Raw genomic sequence first — 23,342 nt, 5'->3', positions numbered from 1 at the left:
TCTTCTGGTCGGTTGTGTCGTTCCAAGGCTCGAGGTGGTGTATTGCGCCTCAGGCGCGGGCTGTCGAGAGGCGGGGCTATCTCGGGCTCGGCCGGAGCCGGACGGTCAAGGTGCGCGTCACTTCACCAAGTCTGCGTACTCCCGGTTTTCGGCGATGTACTTCTCCACGTACCAGCAGGTGGGGATGACGGAGAACCCGGCGGCGCGGGAGTCGTCGAGGGCGAATCCGACGACCTGGGCGGCTACTCCCCGGCCCCGGAATTCGGGGAAGGTCATGGTGTGGTGGAAGTCGCGGACTTTCGGATTCTCGCGTTCGGCGTAGTCGGCGTACCCAGCGAGGGTGTCATCGATGTAGATCTCGAAACGGGTGTCGGCGACGTTGTGCTCGAGCCTGGTCGTCATGTTCGGGTAGAACTCCTTGTCGGCGGGGTATGTTCCGTTGCGGCGGTCACAGGATCGCGCCGGGGTTGAGGATGCCGTCGGGGTCGAGCGCGTCCTTGATGCGCCGGGTCAGGGCCATCACGTCGGGGCCGAGCTGATCGGGCAGCCAGGCCTTCTTCAGCCGCCCGACGCCGTGCTCACCGGTGATGGTGCCGCCGAGGGCGATGGCCAGGTCCATGATCTCGCCGAAAGCGCGGTGCGCCCGCGCGGTGAGGTCCGCGTCGGACGGGTCGTGCACGATCAACGGGTGGGTGTTGCCGTCGCCCGCGTGCGCGATCACCGACACTGTCACCGCGTTGCGTTCGGCGATCTCGGCGATGCCGGTCACCAGCTCGCCGAGCCGGGGCAGCGGCACGCCGACGTCCTCGAGCAGCAGCGGCCCGAGTTTCTCCACGGCGGGAATCGCGAAACGCCGTGCGGCCGCGAAGGCCTCGCCCTCGCTGGGGTCCTCGGTGTGGAAAACCTCTGTCGCGCCTGCCTTCTCGCAGGCGGCCGCCATGATCTCGGCCTCGCGCCGGGCGAATTCGCCAGGTGCGTCGGAACGCGCGACCAGCAGCGCGGCCGCCTGCCGGTCCAGGCCCATGCGCAACTCGTCCTCCACGGCGTTGATCGACACCGAGTCCATGAACTCGAGCATCGACGGCCGCAGTTCACCGGTGATGGTCAGGATCGCCTCGGTGGCCGCGGTGAGCGTGGCGAAGCTCGCGACCACCGTGCTCTGCGGCGGTTGCGCGGGCAGCAGACGCAGGGTGAGCTCCGTGATCACCCCGAGCGTGCCCTCGCTGCCGACGAACAGCTTGGTCAACGAGAGCCCGGCCGAGTCCTTCAAACGCGGTCCGCCCAGCCGCACGACAGCGCCGTCGGCGAGCACGACCTGCATCCCGAGCACGTAATCGGTGGTCACGCCGTACTTGACGCAGCACAGCCCGCCCGCGTTGGTCGCGGCGTTGCCGCCGATCGAGCAGATCTCGAACGAGGACGGGTCGGGCGGGTACCACAGGCCGTGCTCCGCGACCGCGCGCTTGACCTCGGCGTTCAGCAGGCCCGGCTGCACCACCGCGGTCCGCGTCACCGGATCGACGGAGATCTCGCGCATCCGCTCGGTGGTCAGCACGATCGCTCCGTCGACCGCGGTCGCGCCGCCGGACAGCCCGGAACCGGCTCCGCGTGGGATCACCGGGACGCGGTGCGCGGTGGCCCACCGCAGCGTGGCGGCCACGTCTTCGGTGCTGGTGGCACGCACCACGGCCAGGGCGGTGCCCGCGTCGGGGTCGCGCGCCCAGTCCTGCCGGTAGCCGGCGATCAGGTCGGCGTCGGTGAGCACCGTGCCGTCGGGGAGAGCCGCGATCAGGTCATGCAGTTCCACAACCTTCACGCTAGCGTCCGGCGCCCGAGATTTGCTGATCGGCCGACCCCTGCGCGTGTGGCAAACGAAAGCCCCGGAATGTGATGTCACCCGCCACAGTGGTATTACCGCCTTCGGAAGACCAGAATGCCGACAGGGGCTTGCCGCCACGCCATGGCGCCTGCAGTCCACGCGGCTCGCCGCGTACCACTTGGAGGGATGGAACGGATGCAGGGCGAACAACCGAGTCGCCGGGAATTGGTCGCCGCGATGTTCTCCAGCGAGTTCGTCGACGGCGGTATCGATCCCGACGTGCTGCGCCGGGTGCACGCGGGCGAGCACGAGGAATGGCTGAACGCGCTGGACCGTTCGGGCGTCTTCGGCAAGGAGGCGCTGGCCGACCTGGCCGACATCTGGCGCCGCGACCCCCGTGAGTTGCTGGAGGCGCTGCTGGCGGAGGCCGACGACGTCGCGCGGCGGCGCTGCCTCGCGGCCTGGTCCGGTCTGGACCACAGCGCCGACGGCCCCGGCCGGGCACAGATCAGCTGAGCCACCGGGCGGTCGCCACCCGCTCATCTGACGGACACCTACCGCTGGCACGCTGATCGCGTGCACGAGCTGTCCGAGACCGCCGACACGATCGCCGATCGGTTCACCCATTGGTGCGAGGCCGTCGTCGGCCGTTTGCCATTCGGGCTGAATCGTCTTGTCCCGCCGACCTTCCTCGGCTTCGCGTTGATCAACAGCGGCACCTTCGCTGTGGACTTGGCGCTGCTCACCGTCTTGCACGGCTGGTTCGATCTGCCGATCTGGTTGTCGGTGACCGTGGCCTACGTGTGCGCGTTCGGACTCGGCTTCGTGCTCAACCGCACGTTCAACTTCCATTCGCACGCGCCGGTCGGCAGGCAGGCCGCGGTGTACGTCGTGGTGGTGATCGTCAACTATCTCGCGTTCATCCTCGGCGTCGGCAGCGGACTCGCCGCGCTCGGCCTGCAATACCACGTGTCCCGCTTGCTGGCGGGCGCGTGCGAGGCCGTCTACATGTACAGCGCGATGCGCTGGGTGGTCTTCCGCCGCTCGGTCGAGCCGAGAGCGGAACTGATACCCGGCGCGAACTGAGGTGCCGGGCGGGAGCGCCGCTCACCCGTGGCGCGGGCGGGCAAGCGCGTCGTCCGACCGCGCCGTGTTCTCGAGCAGCGCGGGCCGGTCTGCGGCTGCCGACTTTCATTACGTCACAGGATTGATCAGCACTTCGGTGCGCGGACCGTCGACGACGATCGCGTCGTCGTCGGTCAGCGCCCAGTGCTCGACGCCTTCGGCGCGGTAACGGGCCGCGAGCCTTGTGCAGTGACCGTCGGGGTCGGTGGCCGAATCGATGTGCGGCACGATGCGGCGATCGACCAATCCCAGCCCGTCCCACCGCGGTTCGATTCCGCAAGCCGGTTCGACCTCGGCCGGATCGTCGGCCGATTCCAGGCCGTGCAGGTCCGGGGTCAGCACGCAGGCTCCGGCGCTGTATCCGGCATAGACGAGAGCATCGGAGGCGAGCAGCCGGGGGAGGACCCGGTCCGCGCCGCTGCGGGCGAACTGGGCGCGCAACACGAAGGTGTTGCCGCCGCGCACCCACACCAGCGGGAATTCGGCCAGCTTCCGTTCCAGCTCGGCTTCCCGCCCGACGTACTCGCGCAGGTCGAGCACCTCCGGCCGGTAGCCGAGCTGGCGCAGCGGTGACATATCGCTGGTCACCGCGCCCGCCCACGCTTCCGGCCAGGCGTCGCAGGCATTCGGTATCAGCGCGACCCGGCCGGGCGGGCCGGCGAGCGCGACGAGCCGGTCGTAGTGCGCCCCGAAGCGGTAGCTGGACAGGAAGAGTCGCACCGCGGGTCAGATGGTGAAGGCCAGGTGGCGGATCAGGCGCTGTCCGAGTTCGCCGTCGCCGTGGATGGTGATCTCGTCCAAATGCTCCTCGGCGGTCGTCCGGCCGCCGCCGAGCCGCACGAAAAGCCGCGAGTCCAAACCGATCTCGACGGTGGACGGTTCGTCGAACGCCTCCACGTAGCTCGCCCGGCCCGCCACCTGGATGCGCAAGGTTCTGGCCAGCGGACCACTCAGCGCGAAGGTGATCCGCGCACCGTCCGGCGCGTCGCCCTTCTTGACCACCACGCGCGGGATGCTGCCCGCGAACTCGTCGAACGCCAGCTTGCCGCGTGGCCCGCCTTCCTCGACCGGCACGCCGAGCGCGTCGGCGATGTCGAGTTCGTGCATCCAGCAGTCGAACAGCCGCACCCGCATGAACCTGCCGTAGGTCACCTGCCCGATCGGCGAGACCGTCTCCTTCTCCCACTCGGCGTCGCTCATCGCCGCGAGCGCCGCACGCCTGCGCTCCACGACCTCGCGATAGAGCTCGAGCAGCCGGGCGCCGGGCAGCGGGCGCAGCCGGTCGACCCAGATCTCGTTGAGCACCGCGGTCTCGTTGCGCACGTAGGGCAGTGTGCGCACATCGGTCTTGGCCCTGGTCGGGTCGTGCGCGGGCGGGCGATCGCCGAGCAGCCAGGACTCGGTGCCGATGATGTGGGCGACCAGGTCGAACACGGTCCAGCCCGGCAGCGACGACGGAGTGCGCCAGCGGCCCTCGTCCAGTGGAGCGACCAGCGCGTCGATCGCCTCCCATTGGCGCGACAGCAGGCCGATCAGCGTGGCCCGGTCCAACGTCTCGGTCATCCGTCGCTTTCCTTTTCCGGGCCTTCGCCCTCGTTGTCCAGTGCCGCGATGCCGTCCCGGATGGCCGCGGCGGTGCCGACCGGGTCGTGCGGACGCCGCAGCAGGAATCCCTTGGCGAACCGCAGCGTGTCGCCGTGCCTGCGCGGGATCACGTGCAGGTGGACATGCGCGACGGTCTGGAACGCCGCGGTGCCGTCGTTGAGCACCAAGTTGGCGCCGTCGGCGGCGAGGCTGCTGCGCCGGATCGCCAGCGCGAGCCGATGCCCCGCACGGAAGATCTGGGCGCCGAGCTCGGCGTCGAGATCCTCCAACTCGGCGGCGTGCCGTTTCGGTATGACCAGCGTGTGCCCGCGGGCGACCGGCCGGATGTCGAGGAACGCGCAGAGCGTGTCGTCCTCGTACACTTTCGCCGCCGGTGCCTCGCCTGCCACGATGCGGCAGAAGACGCAGTCGTTCACACGCTGGACCATACGGCGTACGAGCGGAGCGGAACACCCCCGGAGTGCCGATCCGTATGACGCGCGTCACGGCGCAGCGATCGGCTGACCCCGTGACCAGGTGCCGAACCTCGAGGTTGGTAACGAACTTCTCCGTACGGTCTTGCCGTGTTCACCTGCAGAGACGACGATCACAGATCGACAAGGGAAAACGGGCAGACCGGGCGAACAGTCACTCGACGGCGTACGAACTCGCTCCGCGGCGAGCGGAGGGCATCCGGCGGCTCGGCGCGACTCGTCCGGCGTGTGTGACGGGCATCTCAGCTGCGCTCACCGCGGGCCAGGTACAGTTGCGAGGATTTAGGCGAACTTACTCGACAGTAACATCGTCTGAGCGTCTACCCGTTGCCTGAAGCTCGGTAAGAGAAGGAAGTCTGACAAGTGGAGACAACGCAGAGCGTAGGCGATCCATCGCCGCGCGGCGCGCGTGTCGGTGTCGTTCGCGAATCGAACGCGGGCGAGCGACGTGTCGCTTTGGTGCCGAAGATCATTCCGAGCCTGCTGAAGCAGGGCGTGGAGGTCGTCGTCGAGGCCGGTGCCGGGCAGGGCGCGCTGATTCCGGATGAAGCCTATGTGGAAGCGGGCGCGTCGATCGGTGACCCGTGGTCGGCGGATGTGGTCGTGAAGGTGGCCCCGCCCAGTGACGCCGAGGTCGGCAAGCTGTCGTCGGGGCAGACGCTGATCGGTTTCCTGGCGCCGCGCAACGCCGAGAATCAGATCGGTGCGTTGAAGTCGGCGGGGGTGCAAGCGTTCGCGGTGGAGGCGATTCCGCGGATCTCGCGTGCGCAGGTGATGGACGCGTTGTCCTCCCAGGCGAACGTCGCGGGTTACAAGGCGGTGCTGCTGGCGGCGTCGGAGTCCACGCGGTTCTTCCCGATGCTGACCACGGCGGCGGGCACGGTGAAACCGGCGACGGTGCTGGTGCTCGGTGTCGGCGTTGCCGGGTTGCAGGCGTTGGCCACGGCCAAGCGTCTCGGTGGACGCACGACCGGGTATGACGTGCGGCCCGAGGTGGCCGATCAGGTGCGGTCGGTGGGTGCGCAGTGGCTGGATCTGGGGATCGATGCCGCCGGTGAGGGCGGGTATGCCCGCGAACTCACCGACGAGGAGAAGGCAAAGCAGCAGCAGGCTTTGGAGGATGCGATCAAGGGCTTCGACGTGGTGATCACGACCGCGTTGGTGCCGGGGCGTCCCGCGCCCAGGCTGGTGACAGCCGCGGCGGTGGAAGGCATGAAGCCCGGCAGCGTGATCGTGGATCTGGCCGGTGAGACCGGCGGCAACTGCGAGCTGACCGAGCCCGGCCAGACCGTGGTGAAGCACGAGGTGACCATCGCCTCGCCGTTGAATCTGCCCGCCACCATGCCCGAGCACGCCTCGGAGCTGTACTCCAAGAACATCGCGGCGCTGCTGGAGTTGATGCTGGTCGACGGCCGACTCGCGCCCGATTTCAGCGACCAGGTGCTGGCGGATTCCTGCGTCACCCGTGACGCGACCGAGGCGGCCGAGGCGGCGGAGCCAACTGCGGCGGAGTCGCCTGCGGCGGAGTCGCCTGCGGCGGAGTCGCCTGCGGCGGAGTCGGCCGAGGCGGCGGAGTCGGCCGAGGTGCAGGACGCGACCGAGGCGAAGGTGGAGAACTGATGTATACGGAACTGCTGGCGAACATCGCGATCCTGGTGCTGTCCGGGTTCGTCGGTTTCGCTGTGATCTCCAAAGTCCCGAACACGCTGCATACGCCGTTGATGTCGGGCACCAACGCGATTCACGGCATCGTCGTGCTGGGCGCGCTGGTCACCCTGGGCAAGATGGACGACCCGTCGATCGGTATCCAGATCATCCTGTTCGTCGCGGTGGTCTTCGGAACCCTGAACGTGGTGGGTGGTTTTGTGGTCACCGACCGGATGCTGGGCATGTTCAAGGGCAAGAAGCCGGTCGCTTCCGGTGACGCCGAGAAGGCGGGGAAGTAAGCCATGGACAACCTCGTCAATATCCTCTACATCATCGCGTTCGCGATGTTCATCTACGGTCTGATGGGCCTGACCGGGCCGAAGACCGCGGTGCGCGGCAACTGGATCGCCGCGGTCGGTATGGGGCTCGCGGTGGTCGCGACGTTGATCGCGGTTCGCGACACCGGCAACTGGATCCTGATCGTCGCCGGGCTCGTGATCGGTGTCGTACTCGGGGTGCCGCCCGCGCGGTACACGAAGATGACCGCGATGCCGCAGCTGGTGGCCGCGTTCAACGGCGTCGGCGGCGGCACGGTCGCGTTGATCGCCTGGGCGGAATTCCTCGATACCACGGGATTCTCCGCTTTCAAGCACGGTGAGGAACCGACCGTGCACATCATCGTCGGGTCGCTGTTCGCCGCGATCATCGGTTCGGTGTCGTTCTGGGGCTCGCTGATCGCGTTCGGCAAGCTGCAGGAGATCCTGCCCGGCAAGCCGATCGGGGTCGGGAAGCTGCAGCAACCGTTGAACCTGCTGCTGCTGGTCGTCGCGGTCGTCGCCGCGGTGGTGATCGGCATCGGGGCCGCTGACGGTGGCGCGCCGTGGTGGTGGATGGTGCTGCTGCTGCTCGCCGCCGGTGTGCTCGGGTTGATGGTGGTGCTGCCGATCGGCGGCGCGGACATGCCGGTGGTCATCTCGCTGCTGAACGCGCTGACCGGTTTGTCGGCCGCGGCAGCGGGTTTGGCGTTGAACAACACCGCCATGATCGTGGCGGGCATGATCGTCGGCGCGTCCGGCACCATCCTGACCAACCTGATGGCCAAGGCGATGAACCGGTCCATCCCGGCGATCGTCGCGGGTGGCTTCGGCGGCGGCGGAACCGCGCCGGGCGCCTCCGGTGGTGAGCAGAAGCAGGCCAAGGCCACCTCCGCCGCGGACGCCGCGATCCAGATGGCCTACGCCAACCAGGTGATCGTCGTCCCCGGTTACGGCATGGCGGTGGCGCAGGCACAGCACGCGGTCAAGGAGATGGCCTCGTTGCTGGAAGCCAAGGGCGTGGAGGTCAAGTACGCCATCCACCCGGTCGCCGGTCGCATGCCCGGCCACATGAACGTGCTGCTGGCCGAGGCCGAGGTCTCCTACGACGCGCTCAAGGAAATGGACGACATCAACGGCGAATTCGGCCGCACCGATGTCGCTTTGGTGATCGGCGCCAACGACGTCACCAACCCCGCCGCCCGCGAGGACTCCTCGAGCCCGATCTACGGCATGCCCGTGCTCAACGTCGACCAAGCCCGCAGCGTCATCGTGCTCAAGCGCTCGATGAACTCCGGCTTCGCCGGCATCGACAACCCGCTGTTCTACGCCGACCACACCTCGATGCTGTTCGGCGACGCCAAGAAGTCCGTCGGAGCGGTCACCGAGGAACTGAAGGCCCTGTAGTCCAGAGGTCGAGCGCGAAGCGCCCCGCCACCGAGAGTCCGTCGGTGGCGGGGCGCTTGCGTAATTCGATGGACACCGCGGCCCGCCGCCCCGGATCATTCTCGAAGTGTCCGCACGTCATGAGCCTCTTCGGTTGATCGGTTCCGGCGAGCCCTCGGCCGATCCCGCCGAGCGGCTGCCGTGGACCGTCACCGTCGATTCCACCTACTCGATCCGCGATGCGATCGATGCCCTCGCGCTCGGTCCGTTCCTGCGCGGCGATCACCCCTGCGCGCGCACCGCGCACCTGGAGCGGGTGCGGCCGGACGCGCCACTGCGCCCCGAACGCGGCCGCGTGGTGCGCACGGTGCGCGACAACGACAGCGGGGTGACGCTGGTGGTCGGCCCCGGCTGGTCGCTGCGGTCGGTGCGCTGGTCGGGCGGCTCGGCGATGGTCGAGGTCACCGCCGTCACCGACACGCTCGCGGACGAAGTGCTCGCCGAGGCGGTCCGCGACGCGGCAGCGCCGCCGGAGGTGGGCGAGACCGTGGAGATGGGCTTCTGGCACATGCACAACCACGGCCCGCAGCGGCGCGCGCGCTCGATCTCGGCGCCCGAGTGGCCCGCGATCCGCGGCAACTACACCGGACAGGTCGCCGCCGCGATGGATCGTCTGATGTCGCTCACCGCCGACGACGTCCGCGGCAGGCTGGTGCTGCTGCACGGTCCGCCCGGCACCGGCAAGACCACCGCGCTGCGCGCACTGGCGCGCGCCTGGGGCGCCTGGTGCCAGTTCGACTGCGTGCTCGACCCCGAGGTGATGTTCGGTAAGCCCGGTTATCTGATGGACGTGGCCGCGGGTGCCGAGAACGCCGACGAGGACGCGCCACGCTGGCGAATGCTGGTCCTGGAAGACTGCGACGAGCTGATTCGCGGCGAAGCGAAGGAAGCTGCCGGGCAGGGGCTCTCGCGATTGCTGAACCTGACCGACGGCATGCTCGGCCAGGGCCGGGACGTGCTCGTCGCCATCACCACCAACGAGGACCTGTCCCGGCTGCATCCGGCCGTGACGCGGCCGGGCCGGTGCCTGGCGCGGATCGAGATCGGGCGGCTGTCTCCCGCGGAGGCTGCGGCGTGGTCGGCGCGGGAGCAGGAGGGCCGGGCCACGGCGTTTCCGGATGGCGCGAGCTTGGCCGAGCTCGTCGCGGCGCGCGACGGCGAGGCGCGAATCGACGCCGCCGCACAGGATGCGGTCAGCCCGGGACTGTATCTGTGAGCCGGGCCGAAGGGCTCGGCTTCCGAAGCCGTTGCGGCGGTTCGTCGGTGCGACCGGTCGGTAGGAGGAACCAGCCGGTATCTCGCACGGCGGTGCTCGCGCCGATCGGCTAGATTCCATGGGTTCGCCCGTCGCCCCGCGCGCACGGAACCACGCGAGACCCGGGGAGGGGATCCATGACCACACCACCGCACAATCCGTATCCAGGTCAGCCCGGCGGCCAGCCGGGCTACCCGCAGCAGCCGCCCGCCGGTGCGCCGCAGGGCTTTCCCGGCCAGCCGGGCTTTCCCGGTCAGCCTCAGGGCTACCCGCAACCTGGCCAGCCGCAGCCGGGCTATCCGCCGCCGGGTGGTTTCCCGCAGCAGCCGGGCTACCCCGGTGGCGGTTTCCCGCCGCCCGGACCGCCGCCTCGGCAGAATCAGAGCGGCGGTGGCGGAATCGGGAAGATTCTGGCCGTCCTCGGTGTCGTCGTGGTGCTCGGCCTGCTGGTCGTGGGGGCCCGCACCGTGTTCCGCTCGGACGGCGAGAAGATCGAGATCGGTCAGTGCGCGAAGTTGTCGGGCACCACCGTCAAAGCCGAGTTCGCCACCAAGGAATGCTCCGATGCGGAAGCCAACTACGTGGTGGCGCAACGGCTGGACGGGGCGAACGCGGAGTGCCCGACCAAGGATTACGCCAGCTACTACCAGACCGGCAGCAACGACTACACGCTGTGCCTGCGGCTGAACGTCAAGGAGGGCGACTGCATCGACGGCGGCTTCCTCGGTGCCAGCACCAAGGTCGCCTGCGGTTCGTCGGCGGACTTCAAGATCGGCCGGATCGTGCGCGGCACCGCGGACAAATCCGCGTGCGGTGCGAAGGCCACCGAGAACGACACGATCGTCTACCCCAAGCCCGACCCGATCACGCTGTGCCTGGTGTCGCCCAAATAGCGATCGGCGGGTCGCGAGCCCGGACCGATGCGGAATATCGGCGCGCGGTTGCCGCGGGCCAGATGCTCGAGCTGGCCCCGGGTTCCTGAAATGGTCAGCGCGCCGGCGTACGCGGTGCGGCCACGACGCTCGCGTACCGGCAGCACAGCAGTACGGCGGTCATCGGCACGACCATGGCCGTGGTCAGCGACATCACGGCGGTGAGCCAGCCGATCACCGTGGGACCGGCGAGCAGGCCGAGGTAGCCGATGCTGAACACCCGGGACATGTCGGTCGCGGCCGTGGCGGAGCCCAGATTCCCCGCCGCGGTGAAGATCTGCGGGATGCCGCCCGCGAGTCCTAGCCCGGCCATGGCCCAGCCCAGCAGGGTCAGCGGGATCCAGGGCGAGACGACGATCACCGCCAAGCCGAGGGCGGCGACCAGCGAACCGTAGCGCACCACCGCGACCCGGCCGACCGCGTGGCTGACCCGGTCGGTGGCGAAACGCCCGATCGTCATCGTGGTGGAGAAGGCTCCGAAGGCCAGCGCCGCTGTCGCGGCATCGGCGCCCAGGTGTTCGCGCAGCTGCAAGGTGCTCCAGTCGGCCGCGACGCCTTCGGCCAGCAGCAGCGCGAAGGCGATCGCGGCCAGCGCGAACACTTTTCGGTGACGATCGCGGATCTCGAGGCGAGCGGTGAAGCCGCGCCGCACCCGGTGACGGTCGAACGGCTGCGCGGTAGGCGCTGCGTCGTATCCCAGCGTCGGAGCTTCGTGCCGGGGGAGTGGCGTGTCGTACCAAGGCGCCGTGGTGTCCTGCCGGGGTGATGTCGTCTCGTGGTCGAGCGGCGTGACGTCCGGTTCGGGCGCGTGCGTGGACGGCACACCGTGGGACGCCGGTTCCGCGCCGGGCGTGGTTTCGCGCAGCAATCGCGGCACCAGGGTGAGGGTCAGGGCGACACCGCTCACCGCGGCGACGATCAGGGTGCCCCGCACATCCCAGCCCGCCCGGAGCGCGGCGGCTCCCAGCAGTGAACCGAGCAGGCCGCCGCCGGAGAACAGCGCGTGGAACGCGGCCATGATCGGACGCCGGTACGCCCGTTCCACAAGCACCGCCTGGGTGTTCATCGAAACGTCGAGTGCGCCGTTGCCGAGACCGAAGCAGGCCAGGGCGAGCGCCAAGGTGACCGGTCCCGTGGCGAGGCCGGGCCCGACCACCGCGACCGACCCGAGGCACGCCGCCGCGCCGACCAGCGTCGCGCTGCCGAACCGATCGGCGAGCGGACCGGCCAGCCGCATGCCGACGATGCCCGCACCGGCCATCAACAGGATGAACATCCCCAGTGTCGATTTCGAGACCCCCGTGCGGTCGATGATGACCGGGATGTGCACCACCCACATGGCGAGCAGGAAACCGCTCAGGGCGAAGACGGTGAATACGGCGGCGCGCGCGACCCGGATCGGACGATCGACCGTCGGGCTCCCCACCATTTCGACGGTACCGGGGAACCCCCGGGAGCAGCCAGCCTCGCCCGCGGAATCGGTCCAGGGCACCGTCGACCTGGTCGTGCGACCGTGCGGGACGCTCGACACTGCGCGTCTCGTCCGCGAGCGAGCCTGTTCATCATTTCAACGTCTCAGGCTGCCGGGACATTCCAGATTCCGGTGGCCGCCGTCGCCATGACGTAGTCGGCGAAATCCTTCGGGTCGCGGCCGAGCGCCCGGCGTATCCCGTCGGCCGGCTCGGCGTTGCGCCCGTCGAGCACCGTGCCGAAGAGGTAGTCGAGCAGGCTCACCGTGTCGGCGGGCACCCCGGATTCGGTGAGTCCGGCCACGAAATCCGTACGGGAGATGGGCACGAAGGCGATCGGCCTTCCGGTCGCCGCGGCGATCTCGGCGACCGCTTCGCCGAACGTGATCGCGCGCGGGCCGGTCAGCTCGTAGATCTGGCCGGAGTGCCGGTCCGAGACGAGCGCGGCGACGGCCACGTCGGCGATGTCGTCGGCGTGTACGAACGGCTCGGGCACATCTCCGTTGGGCAGGGCGAGTTCCCCGGCCAGGACGTAGTCGGTGAACGCGCCCTCGCTGAAATTCTGCGCGAAGAAGCTGCAGCGCACGATGGTCCAGTTCAGGCCCGATTCCCGCACGACCTGCTCGCACTCGACGGCCTCCGGCTCGCCCCGGCCCGACAGCAGCACCAGCTTCCGCACGCCGGAGCGCGCGGCGGCCGCGGCGAACGCGCGGATCACCTCGGGCGCGCCGGGGACCGCGAGATCCGGCTGGAACGCGACGTAAGCGGTGCGCACGCCGGTCAGCGCGGCGGGCCAAGTGGCGCGGTCGGCCCAGTCGAACGGGAGGTCCGCGGTCCGGGAGCCCACCCGGACCGGATGCCCGGCCGCCCGGAGCCGGTGGACGACGCGGCGGCCGGTCTTGCCGGTGCCGCCGGTCACGAGGATGAGGTGCTGGTCGGTGCTGGTGTGTGTCATGGGTTCAGTACATCCGCCTGGGTCGAGACGGAACATGGCTCAGCGGCTCATGATCATGCGTGATCGTCTACTGTGGGAGGGTGGATGCGCTCGCCAGTCTGCTCGAAGGTCCTCGCGCCCGCGGCGCGTTCCTGATGTGTTCGCTGCTGGATCCGCCGTGGTCGCTGCGCATCCAGGACGAGGCCCCGCTGACCGTGCTGTCGATGATCCGCGGCGCTGCGTGGATCGTCACCGACCAGGGCGCGCCCCGGCAGCTGGGCGCGGGCGACGTCGCGATCTTCCGCGGGCCCGCCCCGTACACGGTGGCCGACGATCCGGCGACCGAACCGCAGATCATCATCCATCCCGGTCAGGTGACGAAGACGCCGCAGGGCGAAATCTTGTGCGAGACGCTCAGTCTGGGCGTCCGCCAGTGGGGAACCGACCCGGAGGGGGCCACCCTGATGGTGACCGGCACCTACGAGTCCGCGGGCGCGGCCAGTCGGCGCTTGCTGCGCGCGCTGCCGCCGGTCCTCGTATTGCAGCGCGGCGACTTCGACAGCCGGGTGCTCGACATCCTGGTCGACGAGGTGACCAGGGACGAGCCCGCGCAGAGCGCGGTGCTGGACCGCCTGCTGGATCTGGTGCTGATCGCGGCGCTGCGCGCCTGGTTCGCCCGCGACGACGCGCCCGCCTGGTATCACGCCTACGGTGATCCGCTGGTCGGCAAGGCCCTGCGCCTGCTGCAGCACAATCCGGCGCACGGATGGACGGTCGCGGGCCTGGCCGAGGCGGTGGGGGTATCGCGGGCCGCACTGGCGCGCCGGTTCACCGACCTGGTGGGCGAACCGCCGATGGCGTTCCTCACCGAATGGCGGCTGGCGCTGGCCGCCGACTTGCTCCAGGAGTCCGACGCCACCATCGAGGCCATCGCCCGTCAGGTCGGCTACGGCAGCGCCTTCGCGCTCAGCACCGCGTTCAAAAGGCACTTCGGCGTCTCCCCGCGCGACCATCGGCACAGCCGTGTGCGGTCAGGCCAGGAGGAGGGAGCCCGCGTAGCCACGTAGGGCCCCGCACGCGGCGCGATGGACACAGTCGTACACCCACTGAGCTATCGTCGGCCGGGTGACGCAGCAGTATCCGGTGCTCTGGCCGGTGCCGACCCGGTGGGCCGACAACGACCACTACGGGCACGTGAACAACGTGACCTACTACTCGTACTTCGACACCGCGGTCAACGCGTGGTTGATGCACGCCACCGGAACCGACATCCGCGACCTGCCCGCGCTCGGGGTGGTGGCGCAGACCTCCTGCCAGTATCTCGGTTCGCTCAGCTTCCCGGATCAGTTGCAGGTCGGCTTGCGCGTCTCCCGGCTCGGCCGCTCCAGCATCACCTACGACCTGGCCATCTTCCGCGAGGCCGACGGCGCGCTCGAGCTGTCCGCCACCGGTGTCTTCGTGCACGTCTACGTAGACGCCGAGACGCGCAAGCCGGTGGAGATCCCGGAGGTCATCCGCGCTGCCGCCGCCGGACTCGTCACGGGCTGATCCGCGCGAACCGCTGTGGGGCGGGGGTTCACACCCGGCTGAGCAGGGTGAGGGGGTCTTCCAGGAAGCCCGCGGTGGTGGCCAGGAAGCGGGCCGCGAGTTCGCCGTCGATCACGCGATGGTCGAAGCTGACGCCGAGCGTGGTCACCCACCGAACCGCGATCTCGTCCCGCACGACCCACGGCTGCCGGCGGATCGCGCCGAGGCACAGGATCGCGGACTCGCCCGGGTTGACCAGCGGTAGCCCGGTGTCCACCCCGAACACTCCGACGTTGGTGATGGTGAACGTCCCACCCCGCAGGTCGGCGGGGGTGGCGCTGCCCGCGCGGGCGGTTTCGGCCAGCCAGCCGATCTCGCGGGTGAGATCACGAAGGCTCAAGGTCTGCGCCTCTTTGAGATTCGGTACCAGCAGACCGCGGTCGGTGGCCACCGCGATGCCCAGATTCACGTAGCGCTTGGTGACGATCTCCTGTGCGGCTTCGTCCCAGAAGACGTTCATGCCGGGAAAATCGGCGAGCGCGGCCAGCGCCGCCTTGGCGACCAGCGGCAGCGGCGTCAAGGTCAGACCCGCGAAGGGTTTCGTGCTGCGCAGGTGGTCGAGCAGTTCCATCGAGGCGGTGGCGTCCACCGTGACGAACGTGGCGGCCTGCGGGATGGTTCGCGCGCTGTGCAGCATGGCCGCCGCGGTGCGCTTGCGGATGCCGCTGATCGGAGTGCGTTCCTCGCGCGCGGCCGGACCGACCACGCCGGGGCCCGCGGCGGCGGGCGCGGCGGCCGGTTCGGCCGGATGCGGCTGGGAGACCGGCACCGCGCCGCGCACGTCGTCGACGGTGACCGCGCCACCCGGGCCGGAGCCCGCGACGAACCACAGATCGATGCCCAGTTCGCGAGCGAGTTTTCGGGCGGCGGGCGTCGCCGCCGGGCGCGTCGCACCGAGCGCCGAACCCGGCATTTCCGGTTCGTGGGTCTCGACGTCCGCTTCGCCCGGCTGCGCATCGCTGTGTGATCGTGCCTCGGGAGCCCGTCGCCGCCGAGACGCCTTTTCTTCCTCAGGGCCGTATCCCACCAAGACCGACGCACGGCCCGCTTCTCGCTCCACCCGAATGAGCGGTGCCCCCACCTCGACGGTGTCACCCGGCTGCGCGAGCAATTCGACCACTCGGCCCGCGAAGGGCGACGGCAACGAGACGACAGCCTTGGCGGTCTCCACATCGGCGATGGTCTGGTTCAGTTCGACCGTGTCACCGACGGCCACCGCCCAGGACACCAATTCGGCGTCGGTCAGCCCTTCGCCGAGGTCGGGCAACCGGAACTCCAGCACGGACGCCGAAGGGCCCGGACGGTCTTCCACGTGAGCACCTTTCACTACGGCGAACCGCGCCTCACGCGGCGAGGGAACGGTCGACCGCGTCGAGAATGCGGTCGGGGTCGGGCAGGTGGTGCTTCTCGAGCTTAGCCGGGGGGTAGGGGATGTCGAACCCGCCGACGCGCAGCACGGGCGCCTCCAGGTGGTAGAAGCAACGCTCGGTGATCCGCGCGGCGATCTCGGCGCCGAGCCCGGCGAATACCGGCGCCTCGTGCGTGACGATCAGCCGCCCGGTCTTCGTCACCGACTCCTCGATGGTGTCGAAGTCGATCGGCGAGAGGCTGCGCAGGTCGATCACCTCGAGCGCGTGACCCTCCCGCGCGGCGAGTTGCGCGGCCGACAGCGCGGTCGCCACGGTCCCGCCGTAGGCGACGACGGTCGCGTCCGAACCGGTGGTGCACACTCGCGCACGGTCCAGCGGCAGCCCGCCGTCGCGGTCGAGCGCGGCGAAGTCGACGTCGGCCTTGTCCCAGTACCTGCGCTTGGGTTCGAAGAAGATCACCGGGTCGTTCAGCGCGATCGCCCGGCGGATCATCGAGTACGCGTCCGCCGGGTTGCTCGGGGTCACGACACGCAGCCCTGCGGTGTGCGCGAAATAGGCCTCCGGTGACTCGGAGTGGTGCTCCACCGAACCGATGCCGCCGCCGAACGGGATGCGAATCGTCAGAGGTGCGCGCACTTTTCCCTGCGTGCGGTAGTTGATCTTGGCCACGTGCGAGACGATCTGGTCGAAGGCAGGGTAGACGAAGCCGTCGAACTGGATCTCGCACACCGGCCGGTAGCCGCGCAGCGCCATGCCGAAAGCGGTTCCGACAATGCCGGATTCGGCCAGCGGCGTATCGATGACGCGGTTGTCGCCGAAGTCCTTCTGCAAAGTGTCGGTCACCCGGAACACCCCGCCGAGGCGGCCGATGTCCTCGCCCATCAGCAAGACCTTCGGATCGTCCTCCAGCGCGCGGCGCAAGCCGGTGTTGAGCGCGCCGGCGAAGGTGGTGATCATCGCGGGACTCCTTCTCCTCGTGCGGAGGCCCCGCCGGGATCGCCGGCCAGGTACTCCGTGTACGCCCTGCGCTGTTCGGTGATCAGCGGGTGCGGGCTGGTGTAGACGTGCTCGAACAGCTCGGCCGGTGCCGGATCGGGCAGGTCGACGGTCGCGCTGCGCACCGCGCGCGCGACCGCGTCCGAACGCTCGGCGACGCGGCCTTCGAACGCGTCGTCCCAGTGGCCCTCGCGCTCGAGCAGCTTGCGGACGCGATCGATCGGATCGCGCCGCGCCCACTGCTCGGTCTCGGCGGCCGAACGGTAGCGGGTGGGGTCGTCCGCCGTGGTGTGCGGACCCATCCGGTAGGTGAGCGCCTCGATGAACGACGGGCCGCCACCGGAACGCGCTCTGGCCACCGCCTGCCTGGTCACCGCGAGCACGGCGAGGACGTCGTTGCCGTCGACCTGCCTGCCCGGCATGCCGTAGCCGTACGCGCGGCGCGCGATCGGCGTCGCGCTCTGCACCCGCACGGGTTCGCTGATCGCCCAGTGGTTGTTCTGGCAGAAGAACACGACGGGCGCGCTCCAGCTCGCGGCGAAACCGAGCGCCTCCGCCAGATCGCCCTGACTGCTCGCGCCGTCGCCGAAATAGACGATGGTGGCTATGTCGGCGCCGTCCAAGTGCGCCGCGAAGGCGTAACCGGTCGCGTGCAGGCCCTGGGAGCCGACCACGATGTTGGGATTGGTCATGTTCACCGGGTGCGGGTCCCAGCAATGGTGCGCGACGCCGCGCCACAGCCGGGTGAGATCGGTGGGCGGCACACCGCGGCAGTAGGCGACCGCCATCTCGCGATAGCCGCAGAACACGTAGTCGTCGGGGTGCAGCGCGTGCGCGGAGCCGACCTGGGCGGCCTCCTGCCCGAGCAGCGGCGCCCAGAGCCCGAGCTGGCCTTGCCGCTGCAGCGCGGTGGCCTCGATGTCGATGCGGCGCGTGACCACCATGTCCTCGTACAGTGCCCGCAGCTCGTCCGGCCCGATGTCGGCGACTATCGCGGCGTGCTCGGGGTCGAGGACGCGGCGACCGTCCGGCTGCACCAGCTGCACCGGATACTCGGACTTTGCCGACATGGGTGATCGCCTCCTCACCAGGTCGTTGCGGCACATCGGAATGTGTCCTACCTCACAGCATCCCCTCGAATGCGAACTGCGCAAGTGGCCGACCGGCGGATGGGCAGAATGCTCAATTACGACCGGTGGGCTGATGTCATACTGCGTGGTATGACCAGAGAAAACGTCGGCGTGAGCCTGGACGCCACCGACGCCAGGCTGTTACTGGAGCTGGTCGCCAACCCCCGGGCGACGGGTGTCGAGCTGGCCGCCCGGCTCGGCCTGTCCCGCAATACCGTGCAGGCAAGGTTGTCCCGCTGGGAGGCCGGTGGCGTGCTCGGCAGCTTCGAGCGGCGCGTCGAGCCGCGCGCGCTCGGCTATCCGCTCGCGGCGTTCGTCGCGGTCGTCGTCGACCAGCACCGGCTGGACTCGGTGGTGGACGAACTCGCCGAGGTGCCCGAGGTGACCGAGGTTTGCGGCATGACCGGACTCACCGATCTCACCGTGCGGGTCGTCGCGCAGGACGCCGACGACCTGTATCGCATCGCCGGGCAGATCCTCAAGATTCCCGGCGTGGAGCGGACCAATATGGCGCTGGTGATGCGCGAACTGGTCGGGCCGCGCACCGCTCCGCTGCTGGATCGGCTGGCCGGCGGGCTTTCCGGCGGCGGGCCGGTGACCTCCCGCTAGGGTGCGGGGATGGAGATTTCGGGCAAAGTTGCCATTGTCACGGGCGCGGGGGCGGGGATCGGGGCGGCGCTGGCAGGCCGGCTCGTCGCCGCCGGCGCGCGCGTGGTGCTCGCCGACCTCGACGCGGCGAGTGCGGCCCACGTCGCGGAGTCTCTCGGGCCAGGGGCGGTCGCGGTCGGCGGGGATGTGGCCGACGAGGCGGTGATCCGCGCGACGATCGACCGCGCCGAGGCCGAATTCGGCCCGGTGGACCTGTATTTCGCGAACGCGGGCATCGGCGGCGGCGCGGGCCTGGACAGCACCGACCAGCAGTGGGCGGCCGCGCTCGAGGTCAACGTTCTGGCGCACGTCCGCGCCGCGCGGCTGCTGGTGCCCGGGTGGCTGGAGCGCGGCGGCGGCTACTTCGTCGGCACCGCGTCCGCGGCGGGGCTGCTCACCCAGCTCGGTTCGGCGCCCTACGCGGTGTCCAAGCACGCGGCCGTCGGTTTCGCGGAGTGGCTCTCGGTCACCTACGGCGACCGGGGGATCCGGGTGAGCTGCGTGTGCCCGATGGGTGTGGACACCCGGTTGCTGCACGGCGGTCTCGTTCCGCCGGAACACGCCGCCGAGGCGGAGCTGGCGGTGAAGGCCGTCACCAGCGCGGGTGCGGTGCTGGCACCGGACGAGGTCGCCGACATCGTGCTCGCCGGGGTGGCGGAGGAGCACTTCCTGATCCTCCCGCACCCCGAGGTGCTGAAGATGTACCGCCACAAGGGCTCCGACTACGACCGCTGGATCGACGGAATGCGCCGCTTCCAGGCCGCCCTCCGGGCCTAGGAAGTGTCCTCAAAGCCATATGAGCAGGGTGGGCAGGTCGAGCATGCCGCGGTAAGAGGTTGCGGTTTTGTCGTATCGGGTGGCGATGGCCCGATATTGCTTGAGCCGGTTGAAGCAACGCTCGACCACGTTGCGGCGCCGGTAAGCGACCGGGTCGAAACTCGGCGGGCGACCACCAGCCGGGCCGCGACGACGGCGGTGGGCCTGCTGATCGGCACGTTCGGGAATCGTCGCAGCGATCCCGCGTCTGCGCAGATGCTCCCGGATCGCTCGTGAAGAGTAGCCCTTGTCGGCCAGCACCCGACGTGGCCGTGTCCACGGCCGGCCCCGCCCGGGGCGTGGCATACGGATACCGGCCAGCACTCGAGTGAACACGGTGCAGTCGTTGACATTGCCGCCGGTCAGCACGACCGGCAACGGCCGCCCCAGCCCGTCACAGGCCAGGTGGATCTTCGTCGTCGGTCCACCACGGGAACGGCCGATCGCGTGGTCAGCGGGCTCGTCGCCTGCCTCGGGGTAGAACCCGGTCTCCGCCGGTATGGACCACCCGACCGCGGCGGGCACCGGCGGCGTGCTGATGCGCGCGCACGATCGTCGAGTCCACCGACACCTCCCGATCCAGCTCGGCGACCGCTTCGGCGACCACCCGAACCCGCGCCACCAGCAGCGCCAAGGTCCCGTTGCGCGACCACCGCCAGAACCGGTTGTAGACGGTCTTCCACGGCCCGTACCGCTGCGGCAGGTCCCGCCAAGCGATCCCGGTCTTGGCCTTGTACAACATGCCGTTGACAACCCGCCGATCATCCACCCTGGGGCGGCCCTTAGCCCCCGACACCGGCAGCAACCCCGCCACGACCTGCCACTGCTCATCAGTCAACTCATGCCTGCGCACCACAACGCGACATCAAAACAGAACACCACCGGCCACAAAGCAGATCCGCCGCAGCAACTTTGAGGACACCCCCTAGGCGGCTGCCTCGCCTTCGCTCGGCCCGGCGCGGGCTGTGGACGGACTTCGTCCGGCGGCGCTCGTTAGGCGGCTGCCTCGCCTTCGCTCGGCCCGGCGCGGGTCATTGCGGCTGGCGCAGCACTTTCCGTACCACCAGCCCGGCGAGCAATGCCCAGAAGGCGGCGCCGATGCCGGCGAAGCCGACCCCGGAGGCGGCGATCACGAAGGTGATGACGCCTGCCTCGCGGTGTTCGGAGCGCAGCGCCGCGCCGAGCGCCGCGGCCAGGGTCGCCAGCAGGGCCAGGCCCGCGACCGTTTCCAGCGTTCCGGCCGGAGCCGTCGCGATCAGCGTGACCAGTGCGGCGGAGCCCAGCGCCAGCAGCAGGTACATTACGCCCGCGGTGAATGCCGCGATCCAGCGCCGCTTCGGGTCCGGGTGGGCGGCGGGCGCCGCGGAGAGCGCGGCACTGATGGCGGCGAGGTTGATGGCGTGCCCGCCCGCGGGCGCCCCCACGACGGTGCCGAGACCGGTGACGGTCATCGCCGCGCGCCATGGCACCCGGTAGTCGAACGAGGCGAGCACCGCGGTGCCCGGAATGTTCTGCGACGCCATGGTGACGATGTACAGCGGGATCGCGACACCGATCAGCGCCTGCCAGCTCCAGTGCGGCAGCGTCAGTTCCAGCCGCGGAGCCATGGCGCCGATGTCGAGGTGCCGGTGCTGCACCGCGATGCTGATCGCGGCGCCCGCCGCGGCGGTCGCGAAGGCCGCGATCACCGCCCAGCGCTGGGCGTACCGTTGCAGCACGAGCCACACCAGGATCACCGGAACCACCACCGCCGGACTCGTCTGCACGGCCCGGACCGGTGCCAGGCACAGCGGCAGCAGTACTCCGGCCAGCATGGCCTGCGCTATCTCCACCGGAATCGCGGCGACCAGCGCGCCCAGCCGCTGCCACAGTCCGGTCACCACGATCAGCACACCGGCGACCACGAACGCCCCTACCGCGGCGGGCCAGCCGCCCGCCACCGCACCGGTCCCGGCCAGCAGCGCCGCGCCGGGCGTGGACCAGGCCAGGGTGATCGGCATCCGATAGCGGTAGCTCAGCGCCATCATGCCGATCGCCTGCGTGAGGCACAGCGCGAGCAGACCCGACGCCGCTTGCGCGGGGCTCGCCCCGACCGCGGTCAGCCCGCTCAGCACCACGGCGAACGAACTGGTGAAACCGACGAGCGCCGTCACCGCGCCCGCGCCCAGCGGCGGCACCAGTCCGGCCCGCGACCGTTGCGGTTGCTGCGTCGCGGTGGCGGGGGTGGTGGAAACGTTCGGCATCGGTCGGATATTGCCCCTGGTCACGAGGGTGTGTCGCCTGCCAGTGCCGCGAAACTGGCCTGACTTGGCCCCGGTCGTGACGTGCGACACGAGAGTATGGCCACACCGGCACATCCGGATGCGTAGGGTAGGGGAGTCGGTGCGCGAGGACGCGATTCGGGACGAGGAGCTGAGTTGAGCGCGGTACTGATCTCACCGGGCGAGCTGCGGGAAGCTTTGGCGGACAAGCGGCTTCGCCTACTGGATGTCCGATGGGCGCTGGGCGACCCGGACGGGCCGCAGCACTATCTCGCCGGGCACATTCCCGGCGCTGTGTTCGTCGACCTGGAAACCGAACTGGCCGCGCCGCCCTCACCCGCGCGCGGCAGGCACCCGCTGCCGGATCTCGCGCAGCTGGAGAAGTGCGCGCGCAGCTGGGGGCTGTGCGAGGGCGACCCCGTGGTCGTCTACGACGCGACCGGCGGCATGGCCGCCGCCCGAGCCTGGTGGCTGCTGCGCTGGGCTGGTATCGCCGACGTGCGCATTCTCGATGGTGGGCTGCCCGGCTGGATCGCCGCGGGCGGCCCGGTCGCGACCGGAGCCGAAACGGACCCCGAACCGGGGGATGTCGTCTTGAGCCCCGGCCACCTGCCGGTGATCGACGCCGACGCGGCGGCGCGCTGGAAGGGCGTGCTGCTGGACGCGCGGGCGAGCGAGCGCTTCCGCGGTGACGTGGAACCGATCGACCCCCGCGCCGGGCACATTCCCGGCGCGCTGAGCGCTCCGACCGCCGACAACCTCGACGCCGAGGGGCGCTTCCGCGCCGCGGAGGAGCTGCGCGAGCGCTTCGCCGGTTTCGGGTCCGGGCCCGTGGCCGTGTACTGCGGTTCCGGTGTGACGGCCGCCCACCAGATCGCGGCGCTGGCCGTCGCGGGCTTGGAGGCCGCCCTGTATCCCGGGTCGTGGTCGCAGTGGTCGAACGATGCCAAACGGCCGGTCGCGACCGGCAGCTAGCACGCGCCCGCGCCGCGAGGGTTCACGCAGGAGGCGGTGGTCGCGGCTCGCCCGCGCCGAACGGTCCTACAGCCAGGCGCGAGCCAGGAGATCGTCGTCGGCGACCTCGCTCGCCGGCGGCGGGAATCGGGTGGCCGCGATCGACTCGACGTGTATCCCGTCGTGCCCGATCACCCACGAGCCGCCGCGCTCCTCGCATTCGGCGATCTTGGCGAAGGCGGTGAGCAGGAACGTGATCGCCTCGCGCGGGTCGGCGGTGCGGGCCAGCCGCTGGGATTCACCTGGCCGCGACAGGTCCAGCCACACGCCCGCCTGCCCGTCGAGCCGCATGCCGACGATCTTGTCGGCGTGCACGAAGGTGAATTTGCGCCGTTCCCACGCGGTCGTCGGGGTGAAGCTCTGCTCGAGAACCTGGAGCAGAATCGTCATGCTGCTTCCTCCGCTTCTCTTGCCACAAAGCTGCGGTTATTCTGCGATGACCTGCGGATATTCCAGTATGTTCCGGTATCGCGCAGAAATCCACAACGGTCGGGCCGCGGT

At 69.9% G+C, this 23,342-nt stretch carries 25 protein-coding genes; 12 read left to right on the top strand and 13 right to left on the bottom strand.

From position 1 onward, the window contains the following. Positions 1-117: 117 nt before the first annotated feature. Both LTT66_RS06425 and LTT66_RS06420 read right to left on the bottom strand, forming a co-directional pair. Entirely contained in the window at positions 118-402 is a 285-nt protein-coding gene (locus LTT66_RS06425) for a GNAT family N-acetyltransferase (protein ID WP_233065146.1), read from the bottom strand. Between the two features lie 46 nt (positions 403-448). Beyond that, positions 449-1,807, bottom strand: coding sequence for an FAD-binding oxidoreductase (locus tag LTT66_RS06420; protein ID WP_233065144.1), 1,359 nt, complete (start codon positions 1,805-1,807; stop codon positions 449-451). 198 nt (positions 1,808-2,005) lie between these two features. Here LTT66_RS06420 and LTT66_RS06415 point away from each other — a divergent pair, with 198 nt between their 5' ends. Together LTT66_RS06415 and LTT66_RS06410 are read left to right on the top strand one after the other, a co-directional pair. Beyond that, on the top strand, positions 2,006-2,335 hold the full coding sequence (locus LTT66_RS06415; protein WP_228820432.1) for a hypothetical protein: 330 nt from the start codon (positions 2,006-2,008) through the stop codon (positions 2,333-2,335). A 60-nt stretch (positions 2,336-2,395) separates the two neighbouring features. Next, positions 2,396-2,905, top strand: a complete 510-nt coding sequence (locus tag LTT66_RS06410; RefSeq protein ID WP_233065142.1) for a GtrA family protein — start codon at positions 2,396-2,398, stop codon at positions 2,903-2,905. Positions 2,906-3,013: 108 nt separating this feature from the next. Here the strand turns inward: LTT66_RS06410 and LTT66_RS06405 are convergent, their stop codons facing one another. From LTT66_RS06405 to LTT66_RS06395, 3 genes are read right to left on the bottom strand one after another with little or no spacing between them, the layout of a single operon-like run. Then, complete coding sequence (locus tag LTT66_RS06405; protein ID WP_195098478.1) at positions 3,014-3,664, bottom strand: Type 1 glutamine amidotransferase-like domain-containing protein; 651 nt, start codon at positions 3,662-3,664, stop codon at positions 3,014-3,016. A 6-nt stretch (positions 3,665-3,670) separates the two neighbouring features. Next, positions 3,671-4,507 carry a maleylpyruvate isomerase family mycothiol-dependent enzyme gene (locus tag LTT66_RS06400; RefSeq protein WP_233065140.1) on the bottom strand — a complete coding sequence of 279 codons (837 nt, stop codon included), beginning with the start codon at positions 4,505-4,507 and terminating at the stop codon, positions 3,671-3,673. Continuing rightward, positions 4,504-4,965, bottom strand: a complete 462-nt coding sequence (locus tag LTT66_RS06395) for an HIT family protein (protein WP_195067345.1) — start codon at positions 4,963-4,965, stop codon at positions 4,504-4,506. Before LTT66_RS06395 ends, LTT66_RS06400 begins: the two co-directional genes overlap by 4 nt. A 420-nt stretch (positions 4,966-5,385) precedes the next feature. Here LTT66_RS06395 and LTT66_RS06390 point away from each other — a divergent pair, with 420 nt between their 5' ends. From LTT66_RS06390 to LTT66_RS06370, 5 genes are all read left to right on the top strand, one after another. Further along, a complete protein-coding gene (locus tag LTT66_RS06390; protein ID WP_233065138.1) occupies positions 5,386-6,642 on the top strand; it encodes a Re/Si-specific NAD(P)(+) transhydrogenase subunit alpha in 1,257 nt (418 codons plus the stop codon). Then, entirely contained in the window at positions 6,642-6,968 is a 327-nt protein-coding gene (locus LTT66_RS06385) for an NAD(P) transhydrogenase subunit alpha (RefSeq protein WP_233065135.1), read from the top strand. The genes LTT66_RS06390 and LTT66_RS06385 overlap by 1 nt, the downstream gene beginning before the upstream one ends. 3 nt (positions 6,969-6,971) lie before the next feature. Then, complete coding sequence (locus tag LTT66_RS06380; RefSeq protein WP_195098472.1) at positions 6,972-8,390, top strand: NAD(P)(+) transhydrogenase (Re/Si-specific) subunit beta; 1,419 nt, start codon at positions 6,972-6,974, stop codon at positions 8,388-8,390. A gap of 133 nt (positions 8,391-8,523) precedes the next feature. Beyond that, a complete protein-coding gene (locus LTT66_RS06375) occupies positions 8,524-9,645 on the top strand; it encodes a DUF5925 domain-containing protein (protein WP_233065133.1) in 1,122 nt (373 codons plus the stop codon). Positions 9,646-9,821: 176 nt separating this feature from the next. Beyond that, positions 9,822-10,577, top strand: a complete 756-nt coding sequence (locus LTT66_RS06370; protein ID WP_233065130.1) for an LppU/SCO3897 family protein — start codon at positions 9,822-9,824, stop codon at positions 10,575-10,577. Between the two features lie 94 nt (positions 10,578-10,671). On the opposite strand, the gene LTT66_RS06365 is transcribed toward LTT66_RS06370, so the two are convergent. Together LTT66_RS06365 and LTT66_RS06360 are read right to left on the bottom strand one after the other, a co-directional pair. Next, on the bottom strand, positions 10,672-12,045 hold the full coding sequence (locus tag LTT66_RS06365) for an MFS transporter (RefSeq protein WP_233065128.1): 1,374 nt from the start codon (positions 12,043-12,045) through the stop codon (positions 10,672-10,674). A gap of 146 nt (positions 12,046-12,191) precedes the next feature. Next, on the bottom strand, positions 12,192-13,040 hold the full coding sequence (locus LTT66_RS06360; protein WP_233065126.1) for an SDR family oxidoreductase: 849 nt from the start codon (positions 13,038-13,040) through the stop codon (positions 12,192-12,194). An 80-nt stretch (positions 13,041-13,120) separates the two neighbouring features. Between LTT66_RS06360 and LTT66_RS06355 the strand changes: the two genes are divergently transcribed. Together LTT66_RS06355 and LTT66_RS06350 are read left to right on the top strand one after the other, a co-directional pair. Next, on the top strand, positions 13,121-14,086 hold the full coding sequence (locus LTT66_RS06355; protein WP_233065125.1) for an AraC family transcriptional regulator: 966 nt from the start codon (positions 13,121-13,123) through the stop codon (positions 14,084-14,086). 58 nt (positions 14,087-14,144) lie between these two features. After that, positions 14,145-14,567 (top strand): acyl-CoA thioesterase, encoded by a 423-nt coding sequence (locus tag LTT66_RS06350; protein ID WP_233065122.1) that lies wholly within the window; start codon positions 14,145-14,147, stop codon positions 14,565-14,567. Between the two features lie 28 nt (positions 14,568-14,595). Here LTT66_RS06350 and LTT66_RS06345 read toward each other — a convergent pair whose 3' ends face one another. From LTT66_RS06345 to pdhA, 3 genes are read right to left on the bottom strand one after another with little or no spacing between them, the layout of a single operon-like run. Then, positions 14,596-15,918, bottom strand: coding sequence for a dihydrolipoamide acetyltransferase family protein (locus LTT66_RS06345; protein WP_233065120.1), 1,323 nt, complete (start codon positions 15,916-15,918; stop codon positions 14,596-14,598). 31 nt (positions 15,919-15,949) lie between these two features. Then, positions 15,950-16,933, bottom strand: a complete 984-nt coding sequence (locus LTT66_RS06340) for an alpha-ketoacid dehydrogenase subunit beta (protein ID WP_181720983.1) — start codon at positions 16,931-16,933, stop codon at positions 15,950-15,952. Beyond that, on the bottom strand, positions 16,930-18,042 hold the full coding sequence (gene pdhA, locus LTT66_RS06335; protein WP_233065118.1) for a pyruvate dehydrogenase (acetyl-transferring) E1 component subunit alpha: 1,113 nt from the start codon (positions 18,040-18,042) through the stop codon (positions 16,930-16,932). Before pdhA ends, LTT66_RS06340 begins: the two co-directional genes overlap by 4 nt. 150 nt (positions 18,043-18,192) lie before the next feature. On the opposite strand from pdhA, the gene LTT66_RS06330 reads away from it, so the two are divergent. Both LTT66_RS06330 and LTT66_RS06325 read left to right on the top strand, forming a co-directional pair. Continuing rightward, positions 18,193-18,711 carry an Lrp/AsnC family transcriptional regulator gene (locus LTT66_RS06330; protein ID WP_233065116.1) on the top strand — a complete coding sequence of 173 codons (519 nt, stop codon included), beginning with the start codon at positions 18,193-18,195 and terminating at the stop codon, positions 18,709-18,711. 9 nt (positions 18,712-18,720) lie between these two features. Beyond that, the gene (locus tag LTT66_RS06325) at positions 18,721-19,527 is read left to right on the top strand and encodes an SDR family oxidoreductase (RefSeq protein ID WP_233065115.1); all 807 of its coding nucleotides are present in this window, start codon (positions 18,721-18,723) and stop codon (positions 19,525-19,527) included. A 9-nt stretch (positions 19,528-19,536) separates the two neighbouring features. Here LTT66_RS06325 and LTT66_RS06320 read toward each other — a convergent pair. After that, a protein-coding gene (locus LTT66_RS06320) for an IS5 family transposase (RefSeq protein WP_408638824.1) occupies positions 19,537-20,419 on the bottom strand; the annotation gives its coding sequence in 2 pieces (ribosomal slippage) (positions 19,537-20,043 and positions 20,045-20,419; 882 coding nt in all). A 178-nt stretch (positions 20,420-20,597) separates the two neighbouring features. Continuing rightward, positions 20,598-21,809 (bottom strand): benzoate/H(+) symporter BenE family transporter, encoded by a 1,212-nt coding sequence (locus LTT66_RS06315; RefSeq protein ID WP_233065112.1) that lies wholly within the window; start codon positions 21,807-21,809, stop codon positions 20,598-20,600. A gap of 174 nt (positions 21,810-21,983) precedes the next feature. Here LTT66_RS06315 and LTT66_RS06310 point away from each other — a divergent pair, with 174 nt between their 5' ends. Continuing rightward, the gene (locus LTT66_RS06310; protein WP_408638750.1) at positions 21,984-22,802 is read left to right on the top strand and encodes a sulfurtransferase; all 819 of its coding nucleotides are present in this window, start codon (positions 21,984-21,986) and stop codon (positions 22,800-22,802) included. Between the two features lie 66 nt (positions 22,803-22,868). On the opposite strand, the gene LTT66_RS06305 is transcribed toward LTT66_RS06310, so the two are convergent. Further along, positions 22,869-23,231, bottom strand: coding sequence for a hypothetical protein (locus tag LTT66_RS06305; protein ID WP_181720977.1), 363 nt, complete (start codon positions 23,229-23,231; stop codon positions 22,869-22,871). Between the last annotated feature and the right edge of the window lie 111 nt (positions 23,232-23,342).

The sequence above is a fragment of the Nocardia gipuzkoensis genome (genome assembly GCF_021183645.1).
Lineage (GTDB): Bacteria > Actinomycetota > Actinomycetes > Mycobacteriales > Mycobacteriaceae > Nocardia > Nocardia abscessus.
Note: the sequence above shows the minus strand (reverse complement) of the source record. Positions and strands in the feature narration are given on the sequence as shown.